We start from the raw sequence: 23,107 nt of genomic DNA on the forward strand, positions 1-23,107 counted from the left end.
ATTGAAGCATGCAATACGATAACCCGTTCTCGGCCGGCGACGTCAAAGACGCCCTGACTGCAAACACCAGCATCTCCGCCACCACCGCCAACGCTATCTCGCAAATCCTCGACCTGGATAACGCAGAGACCGTCGCTATCGGTTCGTGGAATGGCGTGGATAGCGTCGTTGCCCCAACCGGCACCAACGCCCATGCTATCTTCGCTGACATCGCTGGCGCTGCCGGCACTACTGTCACTGTTGATCTGACCTCCCCAGATCTGTCCGACGCCCAGGCATTCGTTTTCGCCAGCGACGCCAACCTGGCTCTGGACTTTACCGCTTCTTCTGCCGACAACGCCGAACGCGTAATCGTCAGCGGCAACGGTAACGACAACATCATCGTCGGCAACGGCAACACTACTGTTGACACAGGCGCTGGTAACGACACCGTGACCCTGGGTAACGGTGACAACATGGTTATCGCCAACAGCGGCGACAACCAGATCTCGACCGGCACTGGCCGCGACACGATCTTCACCGGTACTGGCAACGACACCGTCGATGCTGGCGCAGGCTATGACGTGGCTCACGTTGCAGGCTCGCGTGCCGATTTCGCTGCAAACGTATCGGGCAATTCGCTGAACCTGAACGGCGGCGATCACGCTATCAACACTTCGAATGTCGAATTCATCAGCTTCGATAACAACGAGTCGATCGTTGTTGCCAGCACCGATGAAGAAGCGGCTGCTCTGCGCCTCTACAATGGCCTGCTTGGTCGTGACGCAGACGCAGGTGGCGCCGAGGCTTGGGCCAATGCTGCTAACGGCACTGCACTGACTGACATCGCGCAAGGCTTCTTGAACTCCAGCGAGTTCCAGAACAACATGAACAGCGACTTCATTCAAAGCGTGTACTCCACTCTGCTGGGCCGCGATGCGGACGCTGGCGGCGAGGAGGCCTGGCTGAACCTGTTGGCAAATGGTGCAAGCCGTGCCGACGTCATTGCTGGTCTCACCAACTCTGATGAAGGCAAGGCTGCAATGGCAAGTGCCGACGACACCGATTACGTCAAGGCACTGTACACCAGCGTATTGGGTCGTGAAGCTGACGATGCAGGCCTGGAGAACTGGGTTGCCGTACTGTCTGCCGGTGCTGACCGTGCCTCGGTCGCACAAAGCATCAGCGGCTCGTCCGAGTCCACTGCCAAGTCGACATCCGACTTCATCGATGGGCTCTACAACAACGCACTGGGTCGCGACGCAGACGCGGAAGGCAAGGCTGCCTGGACCAACGCTCTTGAGCACGGCGCTACCGAGGCTGAAGTGGCCATCGGTATCGTCGGTTCCGACGAAGGTATCGACAGCAACGGCAACGTGGTTGTAGTACACGGCGTCGCGTAACGCTGCACTTTGCGACAAGCCTGAATATCTCCAGCCGTAAGGCTGGGGGTATTTGAAAAGGGGCTCCTTCTCGGGGCCCTCTTTTTTGTTTTCACAGCGAAACCCAGATAACCATGTCAAAGCATATAGACCATAAGCCGGGATCGCTTATGGACCACTTCCATCGCGACCGCCAAGCCGGTCTCCATGACAGTGCCGAGGCTCACCTCGAACGTGCCTTGCATACCCCCGAATATCGTTCCGAGGCCCTGATCTGGAAAGGGATCGAGGCCTTGCAACATAAAGACCCGCAACGCGCCTTCGTCTACCTGAGTGGCGCAGCCCATCAGCTGCCTCAGCGTACCGACGTTCGCGCCCTGCTCGCACGCAGCCTTCTGGCGCAAAACCACGCCAAGGCGGCGACCCGGTTGCTCAGCGCCGCGTGGCGCGACCAACCCCATGACCCAACGTTGCGCATGGCACTCTGGCAAGCGCGTAGCCAGTCCGAACAGCCTGCAAGACTTTGCCAACTGATCCTGGCCCAGCTGCCCGAAATCAACGACAGCAACGAACTGAAACTTGTGCTTGGCCTGCTGACCGCGCTGCCCCATGCACCCAAAAACGTGGGTGTGGTGCGCTACGAACCCGAGAGCGGGGAGATCCGAGGCTGGGCACTGAACCTGCGCGCACCGCAAACACCTCTACGCCTGCAACTGCAAGTCAACGGACGCACGACTCAGGTCACGGCCGACGCCATTCATCCCCTGCTGCACGAGGCGGGGGTCAGTACGACCCATGCCGGCATTCAGGTCCAGGTCTCGCAGCCGACCCCGGAACTGCATATCCGCTTCAAGGATGGCGCCGCTCTTCTGGGCAGCCCACTGTCGGTACTCCCCCCCTTCGTCCCTCCAACGCCAGTGGCCGGGAACGTTGCCCGGCAACAACCCGTCGATGTGCTGGTCCCGGTGTACGAAGGCCTTGCCGAAACCCTGGAGTGCATTGACAGCGTGCTGCGCAACCGCAGCCTCAACCAGACCGAACATCGGCTGGTGGTGCTGGACGATGCCAGCCCGAATCGGGCACTGAGCCAGGCCCTCAAGAAGCTGGCCGCCAGCGGTCAGATTCACTACGTGCACCAACCGACCAACCTGGGCTTTATCCGCAACACCAACCGCGGCATGGCCCTGAGCCCGGAGCGCGACGTGGTCTGGTTGAACGCCGACACCCGCGTCAACGGAAACTGGCTGGACCGCCTCCACGCGGTGGCATACGAGGCCGAAGACATCGCCTCGGTCACCCCCTTCACCAATAACGGCGAACTGATGAGCTTCCCGCTCAGCCGCGTCAGCCAGGCCATGCCCAGCGCCGAGGAACAGGCGCAACTGGACCACTTGGCCAGCCAGACCGACAGCGCCGCCGTCGAGATCGAAACAGGCTGCGGCTTCTGCCTGTATATAAAGCGCAGCGCACTGGATGAAGTGGGCTACCTGGATGAAGTTCACCTGTCGCGCGGCTACGGTGAAGAAACCGACTGGTGCCTGCGTGCCCGCAACTTAGGCTGGCGGCATATGGGCGCCCCTCGGGTATTCGTCGCGCACCAGGGCGGCATCTCTTTTGGCGATGAGAAGATCCTGCGCGTTGCCCATAACAACGCCATTCTAAGGCGGCGATACCCCGATGCCGAATCGCGCTACACCGCCTTTTGCCTGCGCGATCCATTGCAGCCAGCGCGCCAGGCGCTGCAGCGAGCCCGGTTGGCGCAGTTGCGCAGCTGGATGACCAGCGAGAACGGGCTCGATGGAACACAAGACCTTTTTATCGAGAGCGACCTCCCCTCGACCGCGCCCCTGGCTTTGAAATACCTCAATCGCGGCCAAGATACCGAGGTAACTCTGCTTGCAGCGCTGCCCGGCCTGCCCCTGTCACTGGAATACCGGTTGCCAAATGACGCATCGCAACTGCTGGCCGATCTGCAATCACTGCCACTCCAGCAACTGACCTATCAGCAACTCGACGGCTGCCCCGTAGAACTGAGTGATTTGCCGGCCCAGCTGCAACGGTCTTACCGGATCAACTGCCGCGACGACCGCTTGCTTGCAGAGCAGGGTGACTTGTACTGGCGGGGCTTCGCCAATCAGGCGCAGAGCGTTCAAATGGTTTGGCAAGCACTGCATGCCCGCTATAACGCCGCGTTTCCCCAAGCAAAAGTACCGAGTTTTGCCCCCCCCGCCCCCCAGCCTATGAAAACCTGCGCCCTAGTCGGCACGCTCTTGATCGCCGATCGGCTGAACAACGCCGATGTGGCGCAGCGTTGGCTCAAGCTTGGCCAACGCATCAAGCGCGAGCAACACCCGTACCTGTTATTGGTGGTCGGCGAAAGTCCCTGGCTGAGCACACTGCTGTCGACCGGTGCGGTACAGGCATTGGCTCAACTTCCGGGCCTGAACATTACCGAAACCCTTGCCTTGGCAGGGTGCACCGCAGCCCTCAGCCTCGACCCAGCCCCTGGATCTGATTGGGCGGCAGCAGACCTGGCTGACGAACATGGCTTGGCCCTGTACGCCGAGTCTGGCGATGTCGCTCGTGAAGCCGGTGCCTTGCCAGTGGCTCAACTGTCCATTTTCTCGACCCCAGCCCCCGCGCCAGTGGATGCCCTATGAATAGCATGACCCTTACTCCACGCTCCGAATACCAAGGCGAGATCACCGGGCTGTACGGCGACGTGCTACAGGGTTGGGCCCTGGACACGGCCCAACCTGATGCGCGCCTGGTGATCGAGGTACTGGTAGACGGCGCAGGCGTGGCCCTGGCCCGAGCCGATCAGTTCCAACCCAACGCAACCACGGGAGATCAGTTCCACGGCTTTGCCGTACAACTGAAGGACGCCTGGTTGAACAACGCGAGCCGGATCAGCATAAAGGTCGCCAACCAGGCCGACCTGCTCCCAGGCTGCCTGCAACTGCCCGGCCAACCCGCCAACGAGCCAGCCGCCATCGCTTCCCAGGTCTGGTACAACGGTGGATTGCGCCTCAGCGGCTGGAGTTGGGATCCGCAAGTACCCCATCGGCACATGCAGATCATTGTGCGCGAAGAAGGCCAGGTCCAAGCCCGCGTGACCTGCGACCAGCGCCATCTGGCCTTGGCCAATCGCAGCAGCGCTGACCATGGTTTCACTGTCGAGCTGCCCTGGTTGCTGGCCGACGGTGAGCCCCATGTCCTGCACATCGAAAACGACCTGGGCCAGGCACTCTCCGGCAGCCCGGTCACGCTGTGCTGCTGGCCCCAGGGCCTGGAAGGACTTTTGCACGATCATGCAAAGTCGCCCAATCCCGACACCTTGAAACTGATCACTCAGTTGGCCGGTGAACAAAACCGCTGGGCACCCAAAAGTGCCGGCTTCCACCATTACGCACAGTGGTTCGAATGCTTTCAGCAGGCCGAGCCGATGCCGGCCCAGTTGCCACCGGGCGAAGTCGGAGTGTTGCTGATCAGTACCGGCAACCCGCCTGATGATGCCGTCACCCTGGCCAGTATCCACCAGCAACGCATGGCCGTCGGTGAAGTCGCCGAAGGCCGCATCGAGAACATCCTGCCGGCGCTGCTCAAGCTGCTGAGCACTGGCTGCAACACCATTGTCCCGGTCCAGGGTGGCGATCACTTGCCCAGCCACGCAATCGATCATTTGCATGGGGCCTTGAGTGGCGGCAATGCCTGGGCTTTTGCCGATTGTGATCGCGACGGCCCTTCAAGGGAGCGCAGCCTACCCTGGCTGAAACCGGTGTGGGATGTGGATCTGTTTATCGGCGCAGACCTGTTCAGCCCCGGTGCGGCTTTCAGTGCAGACATAATCCAGCAAGCACTGGTGTTACTCACTCCCGAACATGGCCTGCAGGTACTGGATTGGCATCACTTTCTTGCAGCAGTTGCCCTGGCCAGCGAGCGGCGCAAGGCAAGGGTGGTGCACCTGCCAAAGGTGCTTTACCACCGTCATTATCATTCACCGGCAAGTCCCGCCGACGCACCAGCCTCGCCGGATCGCCGCGAAGCGATGGAATGGCTGAGCCAAGGACTGGCGCGCGGTGCCCGTGTTCAATCATTACCGAACTACCCCGGCCTATTGCGCACCCATTGGCCACTGCCGCAGACACTGCCAAAAGTCAGCCTGATCGTACCTACACGCGATCAGGTCGGGCTCTTGCGCACCTGCATAGAAGGCCTGCTGAGTAACACCGATTACCCTGACCTCGAAATCATCGTGGTGGACAACCAGTCCAGCGACCCGGCCGCGCTCGAGTACCTCGCCAAATTACCGGCGCTTGGTGTGAAGGTATTGGCCCATCCCTATCCGTTCAACTACTCCACTATCAATAACCGCGCAGTGGAACTGGCCAGCGGCGAACTGATTGGCCTAGTCAACAACGACATCGAGATCATCGAGCCTGGTTGGTTGAAAGAAATGGTTAGCCAGGCGATTCGCCCAGGCGTCGGCGCCGTCGGAGCAAAACTCCTATGGCCCAATGGCATGGTGCAGCACGGTGGAGTTGTAGTGGGTATCAACGGCTTGGCTGCGCACACCGGTAATAACCTCCATCAGGGCGATCCAGGTTACCTGGGCATGAACCAACTGGCTCGGCAACAAAGCGCAGTCACCGCCGCCTGCCTCCTGCTCCACAAAACACTGTACCAGGCACTGGGAGGACTGGACGAACGCGCCTTCCCCGTGGCCTTCAACGACGTCGACTTGTGCCTGAAAATCCAGCTAAGCGGGTTGCAACTGATATGGACGCCCTTCGCACAACTCATTCATGCCGAGTCTGCCAGTCGAGGTAAAGATCACACCACCGAGAAAAAATCACGAGCCATGCGTGAACAACAACTGTTTATCGAGCGCTGGTCTCAATCAGGGCAGCAGGATGTTTACTACCACCCCGCCCTCTCGGCTGAATATTTGAGTGGTCCTTACGGAGGGTTGGCGATGCCTCCTAGGCCTGTCAAAGCTCGCTCCCGCCAGCACGTGCAAACCGATGCCCGAATAGGAAACTCACTATCAGCATCAGAATTATTTCAAATTGAGACCAAAACTACGCCTGCAATATCTTTCGCTCCTAAAAACGTAGATTCGGCTCCAATCAAACATGTTCAACCTATTTCCATCGGCGTACAAATATGAAAAGCCTATGTATTACCGGTAGTATTCAAAGCACTCTTGATCAATTTGCTGCCGCCCTGATAGCGGCAGGGTCGACAGTTGCAGTACCTGCCTTGAGGAATGAAAAAATATCCATTGCCCAATGGCATGAAAAAGCACTGGCAACACAAACCGGCTCTCCATCGGCACCAGTGCAACTTGGTCGTACATGGGATCAACTAGCTGTAGATATTTTTTACGCAAACCATAACCAACCAGTATGGTTGTGGGCAGAAGAAAAAAGCCACCGATTTCTTCAATACTGGTCGGAATTCGATAAAAACATTCACTTCGTATTGATGCATACCTCACCTCAAGCGGCATTAATTGCGGCTTTAAATGAAGGTAAGGACAATTTACTAGCGCTAGAAGCAGCCTTAGAAAACTGGTGCCAGTTAACTCAAGCAATGTTGAGCTTTCATATTTCGCAGCCCGCTCGCAGCGTATTTGTTGACAGCGTCGCAGCCACAAAAGATCCAGCCCTGCATATAAAGGCCTTGGATAAAAAATGGCTTCTTTCATTTCAAGACTCACTACCAAAACGTACTCAGCAAACAGATGAGCAGCATCTGGATCTCTATCTGATCAACAATCTTGTTCAACGTCACAAATATGCCATGGAGCTGCACAATGAAGTCCAGGCACGCCAACTCGTCCAAACAACGCAAATCAAGACTCCAATTTTTGACCAAGTAATTGCTGATCATATAAAAACAAAACGCGAGAACTTTAAAGTACATACCGCTAATACCCAGCTAGAAGCGCGACTGCAAATTAAGCAAAAAGAGTTGCAGATCGCCCTCACCGAGCAAAAAAAAAATCTATCCAAGCTAAATGACCTCAGCCCTCAAATAAAGCAATTAGAAACTCAATCAGAGAAGCGATATCAAGACCTGATAAAAGAGCATAGCTCTGAGACCAGCAAAAACCAAAAACTCCTTGCATCAGCGGTCTTGGAAAATGAGTTACTACTCGGTCAACTCCACCATACCCAAGAAACACTTGCTTTAAACATTACTGAAAAAAACGCGCTTGAAAAAACAACCGAAGCACTACAGAGCCGCATTAAGCGAATCTTGGAAGACAACCCAGGTTATTGGGAACTAGAAACACTGAAAGTCGAACAGGTAGCAAGTAAAGAAAAAAATAAAGAGAAGACGCTTCAGTGGAACATAAGCAATGTCTATCTAGGCGAGAAAAAGGTACCTGAGCTTGCGTTTCAAACACGCACCTCAAATGGTGTCACCGAAATTTTGCTTCAACGCCCAATGGGAAGTGTAGAGGCTTGGCCACTGGCACTCCTTGAGCACGAAGAACTATTATGTGCGCCCAATCAAGGTTCCGCATACCAGGGAAACAATGAAACTATTAGCAAGCTTGGCAGCAGCGACTGGTCCGGACTACTTATTCTTGTAAAAAAATTAATCAGTTATTTACAAAACACCAAAACACTTGTACTTCCTGTGGACTTTGACAAGAATGCTCTAGTGATTGGTCTGTACAACCTAGAAAAAACATTAGCAAACTGGCCAAAGATTCTGCGCTACGACGACCTACAACTAAGCGAAAGCGCTCAAAATGATGAGTATCGATACATTGGCATAAGATTTAACAATTTGAGCCTAGGGCAATTTACGACTTCAGAATTCAACTACAAAATTGCCACAGTAGATGAGTCAACAGCGACATTCGGTCAGCATCCAAGAATAGAGTTCCCGGAATCAAGCCAACACGCGTTCAAAAATTGGTTTATAGAAAGCGACGATGAAAGAGGTGCTCGCCTAGAGTTAAGGTTCTCGCAACCCACTGCTATGGATACTAACATCTGGAACCAACTGCCCGAACAGGACCAAATTCTCGTTGCCAGCCTGATAAGCAACTTACCAATTCAGCTCAAACGCCTACAACATAAAAATCCGAATGTAAAAATCGCTTGGAAAAAATGGCACACACTATCGAGCGACGTTAAAACCATACTATCCAAGAACACATCCACAGCAAGAGCCAAATAGAATCCACAATCATCATTTCATAACAAAAACGAAAAATTAACTTTGGCTTTATGCACCCGAGCAAAGAATATGAAAACCCAAACCAAAAACACTCACAGCGCTTTTTCTAGAGCGAACATGGCTTTAAGGCAGCAAAATTACAGTGAAGCACTGGAGCTGTACAATGTCGCACGCCTAGAAAACGGCGAACTTCATGAGCTGATTGATTTTAACGTAAAAATAATTTCAAATCGTATCTCAACACTCCCGACGACAAATAAAAGCGTACATAATTACGCTCTAGTCATCCATGCATTCCATCTGGACACACTTCCGGATCTAGAAATCTATTCGAAAAACTTCCCACAAGACGCTGATCAATATGTAACGTTTCCCGAGGATTTTGGCAACGAAAAAATAGATATCATTAAAAAGACCTTCCCTAAAGCGCACCTTATCCCGGTTCCCAATATTGGCCAGGATATTGGCGCTCTATTTAACTTAATGGAGAAGCACAACCTATCGCAATACAGCTTCATATGCAAAATACATACAAAAAAAGGCAACAAAAAACCTGATCAGTGGCGACAAACTTTATTGAAGGGAGTTTTGGGCAGCAAACAACAAGTCCAAAACACTATCAATTTATTTCAGAGCAACCATCATGTAAAACTCGCGGGAGCGAAGCAGCTTTACATTTATGGCCCATCTAATTTATGGAAGAACTCCCAAAATATTGAATCAATATTTGGAGAGCTCGTAGGTGATTTTAACTTCAACAAAAATGATTGGGGTTTTTTTGCTGGTACCTGCTTCTGGATCTCTACTGACATCCTAGGTGACATTTATAAGCAGATGCAAAAAATCGAAATGAAGCCGGCAACTTATACTGATGACGGTACTCCGGCGCATGCAGTCGAGAGAATGTTCGGTCTATTACCAACAATCATGGGCGCTAAAGTAGTTCTAAATGACGTCGTAAAAATCAACGACTACACAGTAGAGTCAAAGACTTTTCCGAACGACTTAGCAAAAAATCAAATATCAATAGTAGCTTTACTAGAAAATTTGACACCCGCCGCTGCTCCCAAAACCGCAACCATCATTGAGGCACAATCTACACTAAAGAGCATTCCTCAACTGGCCAAACTGAAAATTCGAGGTTCTTTGGAATGCGTTGTTGATCGTGCTGAGATTCACGGCTGGGTTGCTGCCATCGGAGATCAAGCTCCCAGGACAGCTATATTACGCTTCGGTAGCGATACGGATACTGGTACGGATATCACCGTAGAGGCAAGCACATTTAGAGCTGATCTGAAAGCCCATAATATAAATGAAGGCAAGCATGCATTTTCTGTGACTGTTCCTCATGCTTTCATGAACGGTAAAAAACATAAGATTTTTCTAATTGACGCTCAAACAAAGACCATTATTTCGGAAAAAACAAGCTCGTGGAAACAACCGAAACGAAGCTATGTCGATTTTTCGGGCTTTTTAAAATCGTCAATGACTCAGCCTATGGTCAACGCGCCTTTCACTGAAGAGGATAAGCGCAGTTTCGCCATGATGGAAAACATTGCTAATAGATTACATCACAAAGCTACAGAGTCTAAAAACAAGCCGCTTGTAAGCGTAATAATGCCAACTTACAATCGTGAAAAAATAATTAGTCTAGCAATTCAATCTGTACTTTCTCAATACTACACAAACTTTGAGCTTATCATTATTGATGACTGTAGTACTGACGACAGCATTCAAATCATAGAACAATTCAATGACAGCCGAATTCGCCTTTTACGTCAAACTACTAATCAAGGTCACTCTGCGTCGAGAAATAAGGGATTAGAAGCGGCACAAGGTAAAATCGTAACATATCTTGACTCCGACAACTTATGGGATAGCCGCTATATAGGCGCAACAGTAGGCGCCTTTATGAGTCTGCCCAATGCCAACTCTATTTATTCCGGGCAACTTCTGTACCGCGGAGAGTCATCAACCCCATTTGCCGCCAGGTACGGTCACTTCAACCGCTCCCTTCTAGAAAATAATAATTATATTGACTTGAACGCGTTCGCCCATCGCCGAGAGCTTCTTAATAAAATAAAGGGTTTTGACGAAACCTTAAAAAGATTCGTCGATTACGACTTAATCCTGAAAGCATCTGAACAAGGCACCATGTTTTCTGTACCAGTACTACTTAGTCAGTATTATTATGACAAGGCGGAAAATACAGTAACTAATGATTCGCGACACTTAGTCAACATGGGCGTTGTTCGCAATCGCATGTCGGAAAGACTAGCAATTAAGCAATTAAAAACCGCCCAACAAAAACTTAAACGGCGCGTTACAATTGTAATACCAAATTGGGAGTCACTGGAAGATATTCAGGAATGTATAGACTCTATCCACGCCTTTGAATGGTATGGAATGCTGAGTACGATAGTGATTGACAATGCATCAAGCATCGAAGTAAAAGAATATCTGCGTTCAGAGGCAGAAAAATCTAGAATTACCCTAATAGAAAATACTAAGAACTTTGGCTTTACCTATGCCGTCAACCAAGGTATTGAGTCCGCTCAGAAGGACGCCGATATTCTACTACTTAATAATGACGCGATGATTCATGGCGGAGCAATACAAGCCCTGCAAAACGCTTGCTACAAGTTGAAAGATGCAGGAATGACTGTACCAAGACAAATACTTCCAAAAAACACAAAAACACTTCGTACCCACGTCCCCTATGCAAACGAAATGAATGACTGCGATGTAAACATTTCAGCCCACCATCAAAATATCGCAGAAGTTTCTCTTTTCCATGATGGAAGTCCTCTTGACCTTTCATATGCTGCATTCTTTGCCGTGTACATTCGGCGTGATGTTATTAATGATATAGGACCATTAGATGCTGAGTATGGGCGACACTACCGTTCAGACCGCACATATTGTGACCTCATGAGAAACACATTGAAACGAAAACTCTATTATGTACCAGAGGCGTTTGTTACTCATAAACTTCAAAAGGCAACAGATAGCCTGAGGGATGACAACGCATTAATGAGCGAGTTTGAATTAATGTTTCGGCGAAACCAGTGGGACAGTTCGACCTCTAAAGAACTAAACTTCCGCAAGGCGGCCTGGGATTGTTTTGACTGAGACAGAATCAAATCTCATTAATACATATACCTGCACCAGGCTAACCGAAGGCTCTAATTCAACTAGATATCGTACTATCAGATAATTAGAGCCTTTTACAGCATGAGAATAAGATGACAATTGAATTACAAAAAAAAATAGTTGATCGTAATGACTTCAACGCTATAACTTCGGAAGGCTGGTACAACGTAAATTTAGGCGCGTTTACACTAGATTTCTATTTTCGTCCGTCTGAATTTAAACGAGCGTGGATTTTTTCACCCGGGTGGTTAGATAGAAAGCAGTTCCCAGTACCTTACTTCCAAAGAGCTAAATGGTTTAGCTCCTTAGAAGGTGTAGGACTATCGCTTTCGGACCCAAGCTTAGCACTCGATGAAGATATTCAAGTTGGCTGGTTCTTGGGAAATGATAAAACTGACTACCTCTACGAAACTGCCAAATATATCGGAGAACTGCTAGAATTCATGGGAATTCCAAAAGAGCAAATTAACTTTTTTGGTTCATCAGCCGGCGGGTTTTCTTCATTAGGCTTTGCTACCTATCTTCGAGGTTCGAGAGCATTAGTAGTAAATCCGCAAACTGACCTTTTTCGCTTCCACAACATACCCGAATTGGGGAAAATCATCAGATCCGGATTTTACTCTCGAAACACGACACAAATTAATACAGAATACCCATGGCGATTTTCTATTTATGCTTTATTCAAAAAAGAAAACTATACACCACCATGTTTGATCATGATAAATACCGCTGATGATTGGCACGTGTCAGAGCACGTTGCCCCACTATTAGCAAAGCTCAGTGGACATGCGTTATCTAACGAACTAACTGTAAAGTTTTTTTATGATATGGACATGGGGCATAATCCCCCAGGCCCTCAAATCATGCTACCTATAATGGAAAAATTTTCTCACCCTTATGCTTGATTAATATGCTTTTATCGAGAGAGTTATCGTGCCGACACGTGAATTCAAATATCTTCCTATCATAAGCGCGGACCAAAAACGCCCAAATGCTAGATGGTGGATTGATACCCCACTTAACGCTGCTTCATGCGCGGTGCACAATGATTTACTAGAAATCAAGGGCTGGGTGTTAAGCTCACAAAATACCAGCATACTTATCCGCACGTCGCTTAAAACGTATGAATTTCAGTTAACCGAAGAAAGGCCTGATGTATTAACTAGATTACTTACAGCTGAAACTATAGGCAATTTTAGTTCGAAATGTGGATTTGATATTAAAATCCAATTTGAAGAGCATTTAGACTTTGGATTAAAGCAGGATGGCTGCGAATACTGGATTCAAGTAATCGCTGCTGTTGCTAGACCAAAGGTTCTTATCGGAACTGATAACTGGTTATTTTTAGACAACGATACAAATAGAAGCGTTGATCAATTTCGGGGCAAGTTTACTCTATCTACTGAGACCATCTTAAGGTGGCGAGATTATTACAACTGGATACGCAAAAAAGCATCTGACGCAGACTTGACATGGCAATTCTTTGTGGCTCCAGCCAAAGAAGAGTTATTTCCCGATTTCTATCCATTCAATCGCGGAAAGACAACCCCCATCGATCAGTTTTTGCATGAGTTCAAACTCATGGATAATATCGTCTACCCGTTAACACAACTACACGAAGCCAGGGAACTTTCTTATTACCGCACAGACACTCACTGGAGCGACTACGGGGCTTATTTAGGGGCAATAGATATACTAAAAGGATTTAAACTAGGGTCGCACTCCGACCGTTTAATTAATTCTTTCAAGGCCGTATCGTCTAAAGGAGACTTGGGTTCAAAGTTGTTTCCAGAACAAACATCAACATCATTATTATTATTATCAAATGCACCAACTAGCGCCATTAAAATATTTGACAACGGCATATCAAATATCGGCAGAATATGGATTTATGAGAATATTAAAAGCTCTACTGAGTATACTTTACTCATTTTCGGTGATTCTTTCTCTGTAAACCTTATAGCTCAGTTGGCCTGTGTATTTCGCAGAATTGTATATGCACACACTGCAGCAACTTTTGATCAATCAATCGTAGACCAAGAACACCCTGATTTTTTACTACTACAAACAAATCAACGATTTTTAGCTAGACCACCAGAGGCTAATCAAAGTATCTGGGATACCATACATGACAAGCTTTTGGGATTTACCCCAAACGATCTAATACTTGTTACCAATCATATGAATAAACAGCAAGATCAATCTAGCATTTTTTACACAAAAAAAATGCTAGAGCAACTGTACAACCAACCTCACCACCACCCATAAGTGATTGTAACTACAAAAGCGAGAAGCGTCTTGAAAATTACCGTTGTTGGAACAGGTTATGTTGGATTATCTAACTCTGTTTTGCTTGCGCAACATAACGAAGTTACTGCTCTAGATATATCGCCAACCCGAGTCAATGCTCTAAACCAGCGAAAAAGTGTAGTCTCCGATTCTGGACTAGAAGATTTTCTAGCAAATGAAACCCTAAATCTACATGCGACCCTGGACACAAAACAAGCGTACGAAGATGCTGAATTTGTTATCATTGCAACGCCTACAGATTATGATCCAGAAACCAACCACTTCAATACATCATCAGTAGAAAATGTTATAAATGATATACTTTCCTACAACAAGAAAACCACTATAGTTATTAAATCAACTGTCCCCGTTGGCTTTACTGAACGGATGCGCCACCATTTTGATTATGAGAGAATATTATTCTCTCCTGAATTTTTGCGCGAAGGGCGCGCACTATACGACAATCTGCATCCGTCTCGAATTATTGTTGGAAGCAAAACCAAGCAGGCCGAAACATTTGCAAACCTACTTAAGCAGGGTGCAATAAAATCCGACATATCGATACTTTTAACAGACTCAACTGAAGCCGAGGCCATTAAACTTTTCTCCAACACTTTCCTAGCAATGCGAATTGCCTACTTTAACGAACTCGACACTTATGCAGAAGTACACAAACTCAACACAAAAAACATAATCGAAGGGGTAAGCTTAGACCCTCGCATCGGAAACCACTACAACAATCCGTCATTCGGCTACGGCGGCTACTGCCTTCCAAAAGATACCAAGCAATTATTGGCCAATTATGCAGACGTGCCAAGCACATTGATTAAGGCAATTGTAGACTCAAATACTACGCGGAAAGACTTCATAGCCGATTCTATCCTTAAAAAGAATCCGCGCTCAGTTGGAATTTATCGGTTGATAATGAAGTCCGGGTCAGACAATTTCCGCACCTCATCCATACAAGGTATAATGAAAAGATTAAAATCAAAAGGTATCGAAGTTGTCGTATATGAGCCAACAATGAGCGACTCCACCTTCTTCAACTCAAAAGTAATCAATGATCTTTACACCTTTAAAAGTCAAGCCGATATTATAATTGCCAACCGTCTTTCCGATGAATTGTCTGACGTTTTAGAAAAAGTTTACACCAGGGACCTATTTGGCAGTGACTGAATGAAACTACTCAATCAAGCTGTTTTTTTGATCACGCCGAAATCTAAACAGCTTGACGCGCACAATTACACCGTCACTATAGTTTTATATGGTGACAGAATTTTGCTTTCGGAGCGTCCCTAATAGCTATTTAACGATAACCATACGAATTCAAGCCGACGTAAATGACGCGCTACACGGAACTTTTACAAATCGTGCTCAAGCTGTAATAATACGCAACCAGTTAGAACTTCAAACGCCAAGAGATATTACGGATGATCTTAATCACAGGCGGAGCCGGGTTTATCGGCTCCAATTTCGCTCAGCAATGGTGTGCACATAGCAGCGAGCCTATCTTGAATCTGGACGCACTGACCTATGCCGGTAATTTGGCGAACCTACAGTCGTTAGAGAATTCGCCACAGCATACTTTCGTCCATGGCAATATCCTGGACGCCGAGCTCCTCGCACGCTTGTTCTCCGAGTACGCCCCCCGCGCAGTGGTCCATTTTGCTGCAGAGTCCCATGTGGACCGCTCCATTCACGGCCCGGAGGCATTCGTCGAAACCAACGTGAATGGTACGTTCCGCTTGCTCGAGGCCGCACGAGCTTATTGGTCGGGTCTGGACGCTGAAGCCAAAAGCGCCTTCCGCTTTCTTCACGTCTCCACCGATGAGGTCTACGGAACATTAGGCGCGGAAGATCCCGCGTTCAGCGAAACAACTCCGTATGCTCCTAACAGCCCCTACTCTGCCAGCAAGGCTGCAAGCGATCACCTGGTGCGGTCATATCATCACACCTACGGCATGCCGGTGCTGACCACCAATTGCTCGAACAATTACGGTCCCTTCCACTTCCCGGAAAAGTTGATCCCGTTGATGATTGTCAACGCACTCGCCGGCAAGTCGCTGCCTGTTTACGGTGACGGGCAACAGATCCGTGACTGGCTCTTTGTTGAAGACCACTGTGCAGCCATTCGTCGAGTTCTTGAAGCAGGGACTCCAGGAGAGGTTTACAACGTCGGCGGCTGGAACGAGAAGGCCAACATCGACATCGTGCACACCGTCTGCAATTTGCTGGACGAGTTGGCGCCGGCAGCAGGGCGTGGTGTTCGCCATGCGCTGACCGATGCCCCTGTTGAACGTTATGTAGAATTGATCACCCATGTCACTGATCGCCCCGGCCATGACCGTCGCTATGCTATCGACGCGCGCAAGATCGAGCGTGAGCTGGGCTGGTTGCCTGCCGAGACATTCGAGACGGGTATCCGCAAGACGGTGCAATGGTACCTGGCGAATCAGCCTTGGGTGAACGGCGTGCTCGATGGCAGTTATCGGGAATGGGAAAAACTGCAATACAAGACCGAACACGCATGAAGATCCTACTACTAGGCAAAAATGGTCAAGTGGGTTGGGAACTCCAACGTGCCCTCGCCCCTTTGGGCGAGGTGATTGCGCTCGATCGCCAAGGTGAGAATGGATTATGCGGTGACTTGGCAGACCTCGATGGCCTGGCAGCCACTGTTCGACGAGTAGCGCCCCAGGTGATTGTCAACGCAGCGGCTTACACCGCCGTAGACAAGGCCGAAAGCGAGCCAGAGATCGCCTACCGTATCAACGCCGAGGCCGCCGGTGTCCTCGCGAGGGAGGCTGTGGCTCTTGGTGCCTGGCTGGTTCACTACTCTACTGACTATGTATTTGATGGCAGCGGTGACCAGCCCAAAGATGAAACCACCGCTGTAGGGCCGTTGTCCGTCTACGGCAGCAGCAAGCGTGCGGGTGAAGCAGCTATCACGACCTCGGGCGCAAAAAGCGTCGTGTTCAGGACCAGTTGGGTCTACGCCGAACGTGGTAACAACTTCGCAAAGACCATGCTTCGCTTGGCTCAGGAACGCGAACAACTGAACGTCGTCGACGATCAGATTGGAGCGCCGACCGGCGCGGACTTGATTGCCGATGTGACGGCTCATGCCATTCGCTTACTGATGTCCAACGACAGTCACGCCCTGGCAGGGATTTATCACCTGGCGGCGAAGGGCGAGACCTCATGGTGCGGCTTCGCACGCCATGTACTGGAGCATGCGGAAAAGGCGGGTATTCCTCTCAAGGTCAGTGCCGCAAAAGTCGGCGCAATCATGACCGAGGCGTACCCGCTGCCAGCGGCACGACCACGGAACTCACGCCTTGATTGCAATCGGCTGGAGTCGACTTTTGGCCTGAAACTGCCGCATTGGCAATTCGGTGTCACGCGCATGCTGAATGAAATAATCAACTAGGAGGCAACATGGCACGTAAAGGAATAATTTTGGCGGGTGGATCGGGCACTCGACTGCACCCCGCGACTTTGTCGATATCCAAGCAACTTTTGCCGGTTTACGACAAGCCGATGATCTACTACCCGCTCAGCACATTGATGCTGTCGGGCATCCGCGACATTTTGATTATTTCTACTCCCCAGGATACCCCTCGCTTTGAACAGCTGCTGGGCGACGGCAGCCAGTGGGGCATCAATCTATCCTATGCCGTGCAGTCGAGCCCGGATGGTTTGGCACAGGCCTTCGTAATCGGCGCCGATTTTATTGGCAACGATCAATCGGCACTGGTTCTGGGCGACAACATTTTCTACGGTCATGATTTCCAACCGTTGCTCAACAGTGCCATGCAACGTGATACGGGTGCAACGGTGTTCGCATACCATGTGCAGGACCCAGAGCGCTATGGTGTTGCGGAGTTTGATTCGGCTGGCCGTGTATTGTCCCTGGAAGAAAAACCTCTCGTACCGAAATCCAGCTATGCGGTGACCGGCCTGTATTTCTACGACAATCAAGTAGTTGATCTGGCTAAAGAACTGCGACCGTCACCTCGGGGTGAGCTGGAAATCACAGACCTCAACTCCCTGTATCTTGATCAACAGAATCTGCATGTCGAAATCATGGGCCGTGGCTATGCATGGCTTGACACCGGCACCCATGACAGCTTGCTTGAGGCCAGTCAGTACATTGCAACCCTCGAAAGGCGCCAAGGCCTGAAAGTGGCCTGCCCTGAAGAGATCAGTTTCCGAGCAGGTTGGATCGACGCGGAACATTTACTGCGCCTGGCGCAACCACTGGCTAAAAATGGTTACGGCAAGTACCTGCAAAACCTCCTGAAGGACAAGGTGTACTGATGCAAGGCGTTCAACTGGCAATTCCTGAAGTCGTATTGATTACTCCCAAGGTGTTTGGGGATGAGCGCGGATTCTTCTATGAGAGTTTTAGCGCGGGTGCCTTTTATGAGGCTACGGATGTCAAGCCCAGCTTTGTGCAGGACAATCATTCCAGGTCGGTAAAGGGTGTTCTGCGCGGACTGCACTACCAATTGCCCCCGCACGCACAAGGCAAGTTAGTACGAGTCATTCAAGGCGAAGTCTTCGATGTGGCGGTGGATATCCGCCGTAACTCCCCTACATTTGGCCAATGGGTAGGTGAAATTCTTTCTGCCGACAACAAGCGACAACTGTGGATTCCACCTGGATTTGCCCACGGATTTGTCACCTTGAGCGATACGGCTGAATTCCTCTACAAGACGACCGATGTCTACTCGCCATCTTGCGAGCGGTGCATCATGTGGAACGACCCTGAAATTGGCATCGATTGGGGATACGACGGCGAGCCTATCTTGTCTGGAAAGGACCAGCTTGGTGTATTGCTCGCCAATGCCGAAGTCTTTTGAAGGTTTGAGCTGAAGTAATAGCAATTGCTGCACAAGCCCCACCGGAAAATCTCAGGTGGGGCTTTCAATGTTTGGCATTAAAAGCGTGATGCTCTAAACACCATGCGAAACAATCATGGCTCAAGGCGACGCTGCTGGTAAATCCAGTCGACAATATCGCCGTCAGGGGTATAGCCGCTGACCGTGTCACGCAGTAACTGGCGTACACGTGCGTAATCATCCTTTTCAACGGCGCTGAGTAGTTCGGACAGTTTATCCTTGAGTACATCCCAAGGCAGGTGATCTTCATTGGCGCTCATGATCATCGGGTGCTGGGTGGCACTGACGTTGTCGCCAATCAGCAACTCTTCGTAAAGCTTTTCACCAGGGCGCAGCCCGGTAAATTCGATCGAGATATCGCCCTGGAGATTTCTCTCCGAACGAACACTCAAACCGGACAGATGAATCATCTTCTCTGCCAACTCGACAATCTTCACCGGCTCGCCCATGTCGAGCACGAACACATCCCCGCCCTGCCCCATGGAGCCCGCCTGGATCACCAGTTGCGCGGCCTCCGGAATGGTCATGAAATAGCGAGTGATTTTCGGGTGAGTGACCGTCAATGGTCCCCCGGACTTGATCTGCTTGTGAAACAGCGGGATCACCGAACCTGAAGACCCCAGCACATTCCCGAAGCGAACCATGGTAAAGCGCGTCTTATTGACCCTGGACACATTGGCCTTGTCGCCGAACAGAACCGGCGCAATCTCATGACTCAAGGCTTGAAGCATCAGTTCGGCCAGACGCTTGGTACTGCCCATCACATTCGTGGGACGTACCGCTTTGTCGGTGGAGATCAGCACAAAGTTGGAAACTCCTGCCTGCAACGCGGCCTGAGCGGTGTTGAGCGTACCGATGACGTTGTTCAACACGCCTTCTGCAATATTGTGCTCGACCATGGGCACGTGTTTATACGCTGCGGCGTGGTAGACCGTGTCTACATCCCAGGTCTTCATCACATCCACCAGTTTGTCCTGATGACGTATGGAGCCGAGAATCGGCAACAGTCGGACTGGGACCGTCTGCCGGGCTGCACGCTGCTCCAGTTCCGTGAGGATGCTATAGAGGTTGAATTCGCTGTGATCAAACAATAGAAGCGTGGTCGGGGCCAGCGAAAAAATCTGTCGACACAGCTCCGAGCCGATCGATCCCCCAGCCCCTGTCACCATGACTGTCTTGCCTTTGATACAGTGTTCGAGCAAATCTGATTGTGCAGGCACCGAATCGCGCCCCAACAAGTCAGCGATATCGACTTCCTGAATGTCTTCAACCTTCACCCGGCCGCTGGCCAGGTCGCTAAAATTAGGAACGCTGCGAATATGCAGCGGGAAACGCTCAAGGAAAGTCAGAATCTCCCGACGTCGTGCACGGGTAGATGATGGCAGCGCCAGAAGAATCTCCTGAGCACCCGTCTCACTGATCATCTGTTGAATATGCTTGGGTTTGTACACCTGCAGACCGGCAATCACCCGATCCGCGATGCTTTGATCGTCATCGATAAACGCCACGGGCCGCATGACACGCCCCATGCGAAGCGCCGCAACCAGCTGATTGCCAGCCACTCCAGCACCGTAGATCGCGACCTTGGTGAGGCCGTCATCGCGACTTGCAAAAGATACATGTCGCGCGCCGGCGAACCAGTCGCCCATGAAGTAATGGCGCATGCACAGACGTAGCCCGCCAATGATAACGAGGCTTAACCACCAGTAGTTGAAGACGATGGATCGCGGCACCACTGTTTGGTGATTGCTGTACCAATAGACCACGAGTGCCAGGATCAACGAGGAAAGACTGACCGCCTTGATTATGGCGATGAGCGCGTCATTGCCGAAGTAGCGCATGACTGCACGGTACATGCCGAACCTGATGAATAGAGGAATGGCGACGAGAGGGGCGCTAACAAACAACCATAAATGGGCCCTGAAGGGGTTGTACATATCGTCGATACCCAGGCGCACGAGGAATGCCAACCACAGAGACCCCCAGACCAGAATAATGTCTGTGGTCACCTGTATCAGTCGCTTGCGGCGCCTGGGAAGCCCTACGAGGCCTGCCCTGACCTTATCCATGAAGTCTTCAAACACCTCTAACTCCTCCCCTCAACTGCCCTATCACCGTAGTGGCCTTATTGGCGCATCTTATCCACTTCAGAATGGAAATGATCGAACTGTCACTCAGTGTTTCCCCGCTGGGATTTCAAGCTCACCCGCGTGGAACTTGATGGCCAGCGCAATTAATGGAGCATAGGCCAGAATCAATGCCGCCCCGGCGTTCAGGCCAAATTGTGTAATGCCTACTGCAATAGGCAACAGCCAAAGCAAATTGATCGCCCCCACGACCGCTGTAACCGTCAAATGACTGCCCAATCGACGAGAGGCGAACTGATAGGCATGACTGCGATGCGCTTCATAGACCTTGTCGCCCCTGAGTAAGCGGCGAAACAGCGTGAACGTTGCATCGACAATGAACACGCCCAGCAGGATCAGCCAGCCCCACAGCAAATCTGCCGAGACCCACGCCGCTTGGAGTGAAAGCCCCCCAAGGACAATCCCCAGAAAACCACTGCCAGCGTCCCCCATGAAAATTTTCGCGGGGGGGAAATTCCAGACCAGGAAACCGGCTACGGCAATGGCCAACAACAACGGAGCCCAGATCAATTGCGCCGCATCACTCACCCAGTACAACAGGCAAGCCCCGAGACAAACGCAAATCGCCTCGACACTGGCAATTCCGTCGATTCCGTCCATGAAGTTGTAAAGGTTGAGCAGCCACACCAGATAAAACATCGCTAGTACATGACCAAACCATCCAAGATCAAATGTGTACCCGAATAACTCAACAACGGGCAAGCCACCGAGCCAGAACAGCAACCAGATAGATGCAGCAAAATGCCCCAACAAGCGCCAACGGGCAGCGATGTGCCCGTGGTCGTCCATGAATCCGATAACGGCAACCAGGGCACCGGCGCCAGTAATCCCCAGAAACGCCGGGAAGCTCATCAACCCTGCAAACCAAAGTATGAACAGCGCCAAGGTAAAGGCTAGAACAATTGCCACTCCTCCACCCCGAGGCGTGGGTATCGAGTGCGAGCTGCGCGCATTGGGAATATCCAGCAGGCTACGCGACAGGGCGTAACGACGCAGAGCCCAAGTCAGGGAAAAAGAAACAGCGACAATGACAGGGATAAACCAGCCATGATTCATGATTTATGGGAGTCCAGAAAATGTTGCGCCGTCAGGGCCAAAGCTTGATCGAGAGTGACAGGAGGTATCCAACCCAGTAGTTGGCGGTTTTTGCTGATATCAACTTGCAAGGACCCGAGAATACGGTCGGCCAGTGCTCGCTGGCCAAGTAATGCGGTAACGCCACGCAAGAGTCGCGTCGGTACGGGCAACAACCTGGCTGGCTTGCCCAAGGCTGCCGCTAACTTGTGCAACAGTTGGCTAGTCGAGACGTCTTCACCGTCGCTGACCAGGAATACTTGATTGGCGGCCGCCGGATGATCGGAACAGGTAACGATCAAGTCCACCAGATTGTCTATGGCAACCAGGCTACGCCTGTTGTCGACAGCACCAAAAGGTAACGGAATCCCACGATACAACCAGCGCATCATGCTGAGAAAATTGGCTTTGACGCCTGGGCCATAGACCAATACGGGCCGGATGATGACCACTTCCATACCCGTGGTAGCGGCGAGCACCATCAACCCTTTTTCTGCCTCAAACTTTGAGATGCCGTAAGGGTCAATGGGTGCTGGTACATCATCTGGCCGATACACGGCACCAGGCTCTGTGCCTTCCCCATTCACCTTGATGGAACTGATGAAGATAAAACGCTTCACTCCGCACGCCGCAGCCTGACGAGCAAGGTTCAGTGTGGCCTCGACATTGACTTCACGAAACGCCGCCAAAGGGTCCAGAGCTCTCTCATTCATGACGTGAACCCGAGCAGCCGCATGCACAACTACATCGACGTCAGTTAGGGCGGTCGTCCAATCGTTAGTGCCATCGAGGTTACCCAACCGCAGCGAACGTACACCCATGGGCAGCGTGGTGGATGGCGCCCGCAGAGGCGCCATGACAGAACACCCAGGCATCTGCACCAATCGATTGATCAACGCCCGCCCCAGAAATCCGCTGCCGCCGGTAACCAGAAATGCCTTAGCTCTCATGAGTGGCCCTTGGAATACAAAAAAACTTC

The 23,107-nt window shown here is 50.9% G+C and carries 16 protein-coding genes; 12 read left to right on the forward strand and 4 right to left on the reverse strand.

Translation table 11 applies throughout. The features are described from left to right. Positions 1 to 8: 8 nt before the first annotated feature. Complete coding sequence (locus tag ACIO0C_RS26130) at positions 9 to 1,382, forward strand: DUF4214 domain-containing protein (protein WP_401316490.1); 1,374 nt, start codon at positions 9 to 11, stop codon at positions 1,380 to 1,382. Positions 1,383 to 1,531: 149 nt separating this feature from the next. Continuing rightward, the gene (locus ACIO0C_RS26135; RefSeq protein ID WP_401316493.1) at positions 1,532 to 4,021 is read left to right on the forward strand and encodes a glycosyltransferase; all 2,490 of its coding nucleotides are present in this window, start codon (positions 1,532 to 1,534) and stop codon (positions 4,019 to 4,021) included. A 65-nt stretch (positions 4,022 to 4,086) separates the two neighbouring features. Here ACIO0C_RS26135 and ACIO0C_RS26140 read toward each other — a convergent pair whose 3' ends face one another. After that, positions 4,087 to 4,674, reverse strand: coding sequence for a hypothetical protein (locus ACIO0C_RS26140; protein WP_401316495.1), 588 nt, complete (start codon positions 4,672 to 4,674; stop codon positions 4,087 to 4,089). Here ACIO0C_RS26140 and ACIO0C_RS26145 point away from each other — a divergent pair. From ACIO0C_RS26145 to rfbC, 10 genes are all read left to right on the forward strand, one after another. Continuing rightward, the gene (locus ACIO0C_RS26145) at positions 4,663 to 6,531 is read left to right on the forward strand and encodes a glycosyltransferase (RefSeq protein ID WP_401316497.1); all 1,869 of its coding nucleotides are present in this window, start codon (positions 4,663 to 4,665) and stop codon (positions 6,529 to 6,531) included. The genes ACIO0C_RS26140 and ACIO0C_RS26145 overlap by 12 nt on opposite strands. Continuing rightward, on the forward strand, positions 6,528 to 8,561 hold the full coding sequence (locus ACIO0C_RS26150; RefSeq protein WP_401316498.1) for a hypothetical protein: 2,034 nt from the start codon (positions 6,528 to 6,530) through the stop codon (positions 8,559 to 8,561). The genes ACIO0C_RS26145 and ACIO0C_RS26150 overlap by 4 nt, the downstream gene beginning before the upstream one ends. 69 nt (positions 8,562 to 8,630) lie before the next feature. Next, entirely contained in the window at positions 8,631 to 11,693 is a 3,063-nt protein-coding gene (locus ACIO0C_RS26155; RefSeq protein WP_401316500.1) for a glycosyltransferase, read from the forward strand. A gap of 113 nt (positions 11,694 to 11,806) precedes the next feature. After that, a complete protein-coding gene (locus ACIO0C_RS26160) occupies positions 11,807 to 12,619 on the forward strand; it encodes a prolyl oligopeptidase family serine peptidase (protein WP_008065131.1) in 813 nt (270 codons plus the stop codon). A 28-nt stretch (positions 12,620 to 12,647) separates the two neighbouring features. Then, positions 12,648 to 13,982, forward strand: coding sequence for a hypothetical protein (locus ACIO0C_RS26165; RefSeq protein ID WP_401316503.1), 1,335 nt, complete (start codon positions 12,648 to 12,650; stop codon positions 13,980 to 13,982). A gap of 30 nt (positions 13,983 to 14,012) precedes the next feature. Then, positions 14,013 to 15,179 carry a nucleotide sugar dehydrogenase gene (locus tag ACIO0C_RS26170; protein ID WP_008065135.1) on the forward strand — a complete coding sequence of 389 codons (1,167 nt, stop codon included), beginning with the start codon at positions 14,013 to 14,015 and terminating at the stop codon, positions 15,177 to 15,179. 254 nt (positions 15,180 to 15,433) lie between these two features. Then, positions 15,434 to 16,534, forward strand: a complete 1,101-nt coding sequence (rfbB, locus tag ACIO0C_RS26175; RefSeq protein ID WP_008065137.1) for a dTDP-glucose 4,6-dehydratase — start codon at positions 15,434 to 15,436, stop codon at positions 16,532 to 16,534. Then, positions 16,531 to 17,433, forward strand: a complete 903-nt coding sequence (gene rfbD, locus ACIO0C_RS26180; RefSeq protein ID WP_008065139.1) for a dTDP-4-dehydrorhamnose reductase — start codon at positions 16,531 to 16,533, stop codon at positions 17,431 to 17,433. The genes rfbB and rfbD overlap by 4 nt, the downstream gene beginning before the upstream one ends. 8 nt (positions 17,434 to 17,441) lie before the next feature. Next, positions 17,442 to 18,323: a glucose-1-phosphate thymidylyltransferase RfbA gene (rfbA, locus tag ACIO0C_RS26185; protein ID WP_008065141.1), complete on the forward strand. Its 882-nt coding sequence runs from the start codon at positions 17,442 to 17,444 to the stop codon at positions 18,321 to 18,323. After that, positions 18,323 to 18,868, forward strand: coding sequence for a dTDP-4-dehydrorhamnose 3,5-epimerase (gene rfbC, locus ACIO0C_RS26190; protein ID WP_008065142.1), 546 nt, complete (start codon positions 18,323 to 18,325; stop codon positions 18,866 to 18,868). The genes rfbA and rfbC overlap by 1 nt, the downstream gene beginning before the upstream one ends. Before the next feature lie 113 nt (positions 18,869 to 18,981). On the opposite strand, the gene ACIO0C_RS26195 is transcribed toward rfbC, so the two are convergent. The 3 genes from ACIO0C_RS26195 to ACIO0C_RS26205 form a co-directional block, all read right to left on the reverse strand. Continuing rightward, entirely contained in the window at positions 18,982 to 20,976 is a 1,995-nt protein-coding gene (locus ACIO0C_RS26195) for a polysaccharide biosynthesis protein (RefSeq protein WP_401316558.1), read from the reverse strand. A gap of 105 nt (positions 20,977 to 21,081) precedes the next feature. After that, positions 21,082 to 22,110, reverse strand: coding sequence for a glycosyltransferase family 4 protein (locus ACIO0C_RS26200; RefSeq protein WP_401316509.1), 1,029 nt, complete (start codon positions 22,108 to 22,110; stop codon positions 21,082 to 21,084). Continuing rightward, positions 22,107 to 23,078: a UDP-glucose 4-epimerase family protein gene (locus ACIO0C_RS26205; RefSeq protein ID WP_401316511.1), complete on the reverse strand. Its 972-nt coding sequence runs from the start codon at positions 23,076 to 23,078 to the stop codon at positions 22,107 to 22,109. The genes ACIO0C_RS26200 and ACIO0C_RS26205 overlap by 4 nt, the downstream gene beginning before the upstream one ends. Positions 23,079 to 23,107 lie beyond the last annotated feature (29 nt).

The organism is Pseudomonas sp. NPDC087336, assembly GCF_044744285.1.
Taxonomy (GTDB): Bacteria; Pseudomonadota; Gammaproteobacteria; order Pseudomonadales; family Pseudomonadaceae; genus Aquipseudomonas.

Bases quoted from the DNA above. Each gene is read 5' to 3' on its own strand.
- ACIO0C_RS26155 (WP_401316500.1), top strand. From the start codon at position 8,631: ATGAAAACCCAAACCAAAAACACTCACAGCGCTTTTTCTAGAGCGAAC.
- rfbB (WP_008065137.1), top strand. From the start codon at position 15,434: ATGATCTTAATCACAGGCGGAGCCGGGTTTATCGGCTCCAATTTCGCT.
- rfbD (WP_008065139.1), top strand. From the start codon at position 16,531: ATGAAGATCCTACTACTAGGCAAAAATGGTCAAGTGGGTTGGGAACTC.
- ACIO0C_RS26130 (WP_401316490.1), top strand. From the start codon at position 9: ATGCAATACGATAACCCGTTCTCGGCCGGCGACGTCAAAGACGCCCTG.
- ACIO0C_RS26160 (WP_008065131.1), top strand. From the start codon at position 11,807: ATGACAATTGAATTACAAAAAAAAATAGTTGATCGTAATGACTTCAAC.
- ACIO0C_RS26135 (WP_401316493.1), top strand. From the start codon at position 1,532: ATGGACCACTTCCATCGCGACCGCCAAGCCGGTCTCCATGACAGTGCC.
- ACIO0C_RS26195 (WP_401316558.1), bottom strand. From the start codon at position 20,976: ATGGATAAGGTCAGGGCAGGCCTCGTAGGGCTTCCCAGGCGCCGCAAG.
- ACIO0C_RS26140 (WP_401316495.1), bottom strand. From the start codon at position 4,674: ATGATCGTGCAAAAGTCCTTCCAGGCCCTGGGGCCAGCAGCACAGCGT.
- rfbA (WP_008065141.1), top strand. From the start codon at position 17,442: ATGGCACGTAAAGGAATAATTTTGGCGGGTGGATCGGGCACTCGACTG.
- ACIO0C_RS26200 (WP_401316509.1), bottom strand. From the start codon at position 22,110: ATGAATCATGGCTGGTTTATCCCTGTCATTGTCGCTGTTTCTTTTTCC.
- rfbC (WP_008065142.1), top strand. From the start codon at position 18,323: ATGCAAGGCGTTCAACTGGCAATTCCTGAAGTCGTATTGATTACTCCC.
- ACIO0C_RS26150 (WP_401316498.1), top strand. From the start codon at position 6,528: ATGAAAAGCCTATGTATTACCGGTAGTATTCAAAGCACTCTTGATCAA.
- ACIO0C_RS26205 (WP_401316511.1), bottom strand. From the start codon at position 23,078: ATGAGAGCTAAGGCATTTCTGGTTACCGGCGGCAGCGGATTTCTGGGG.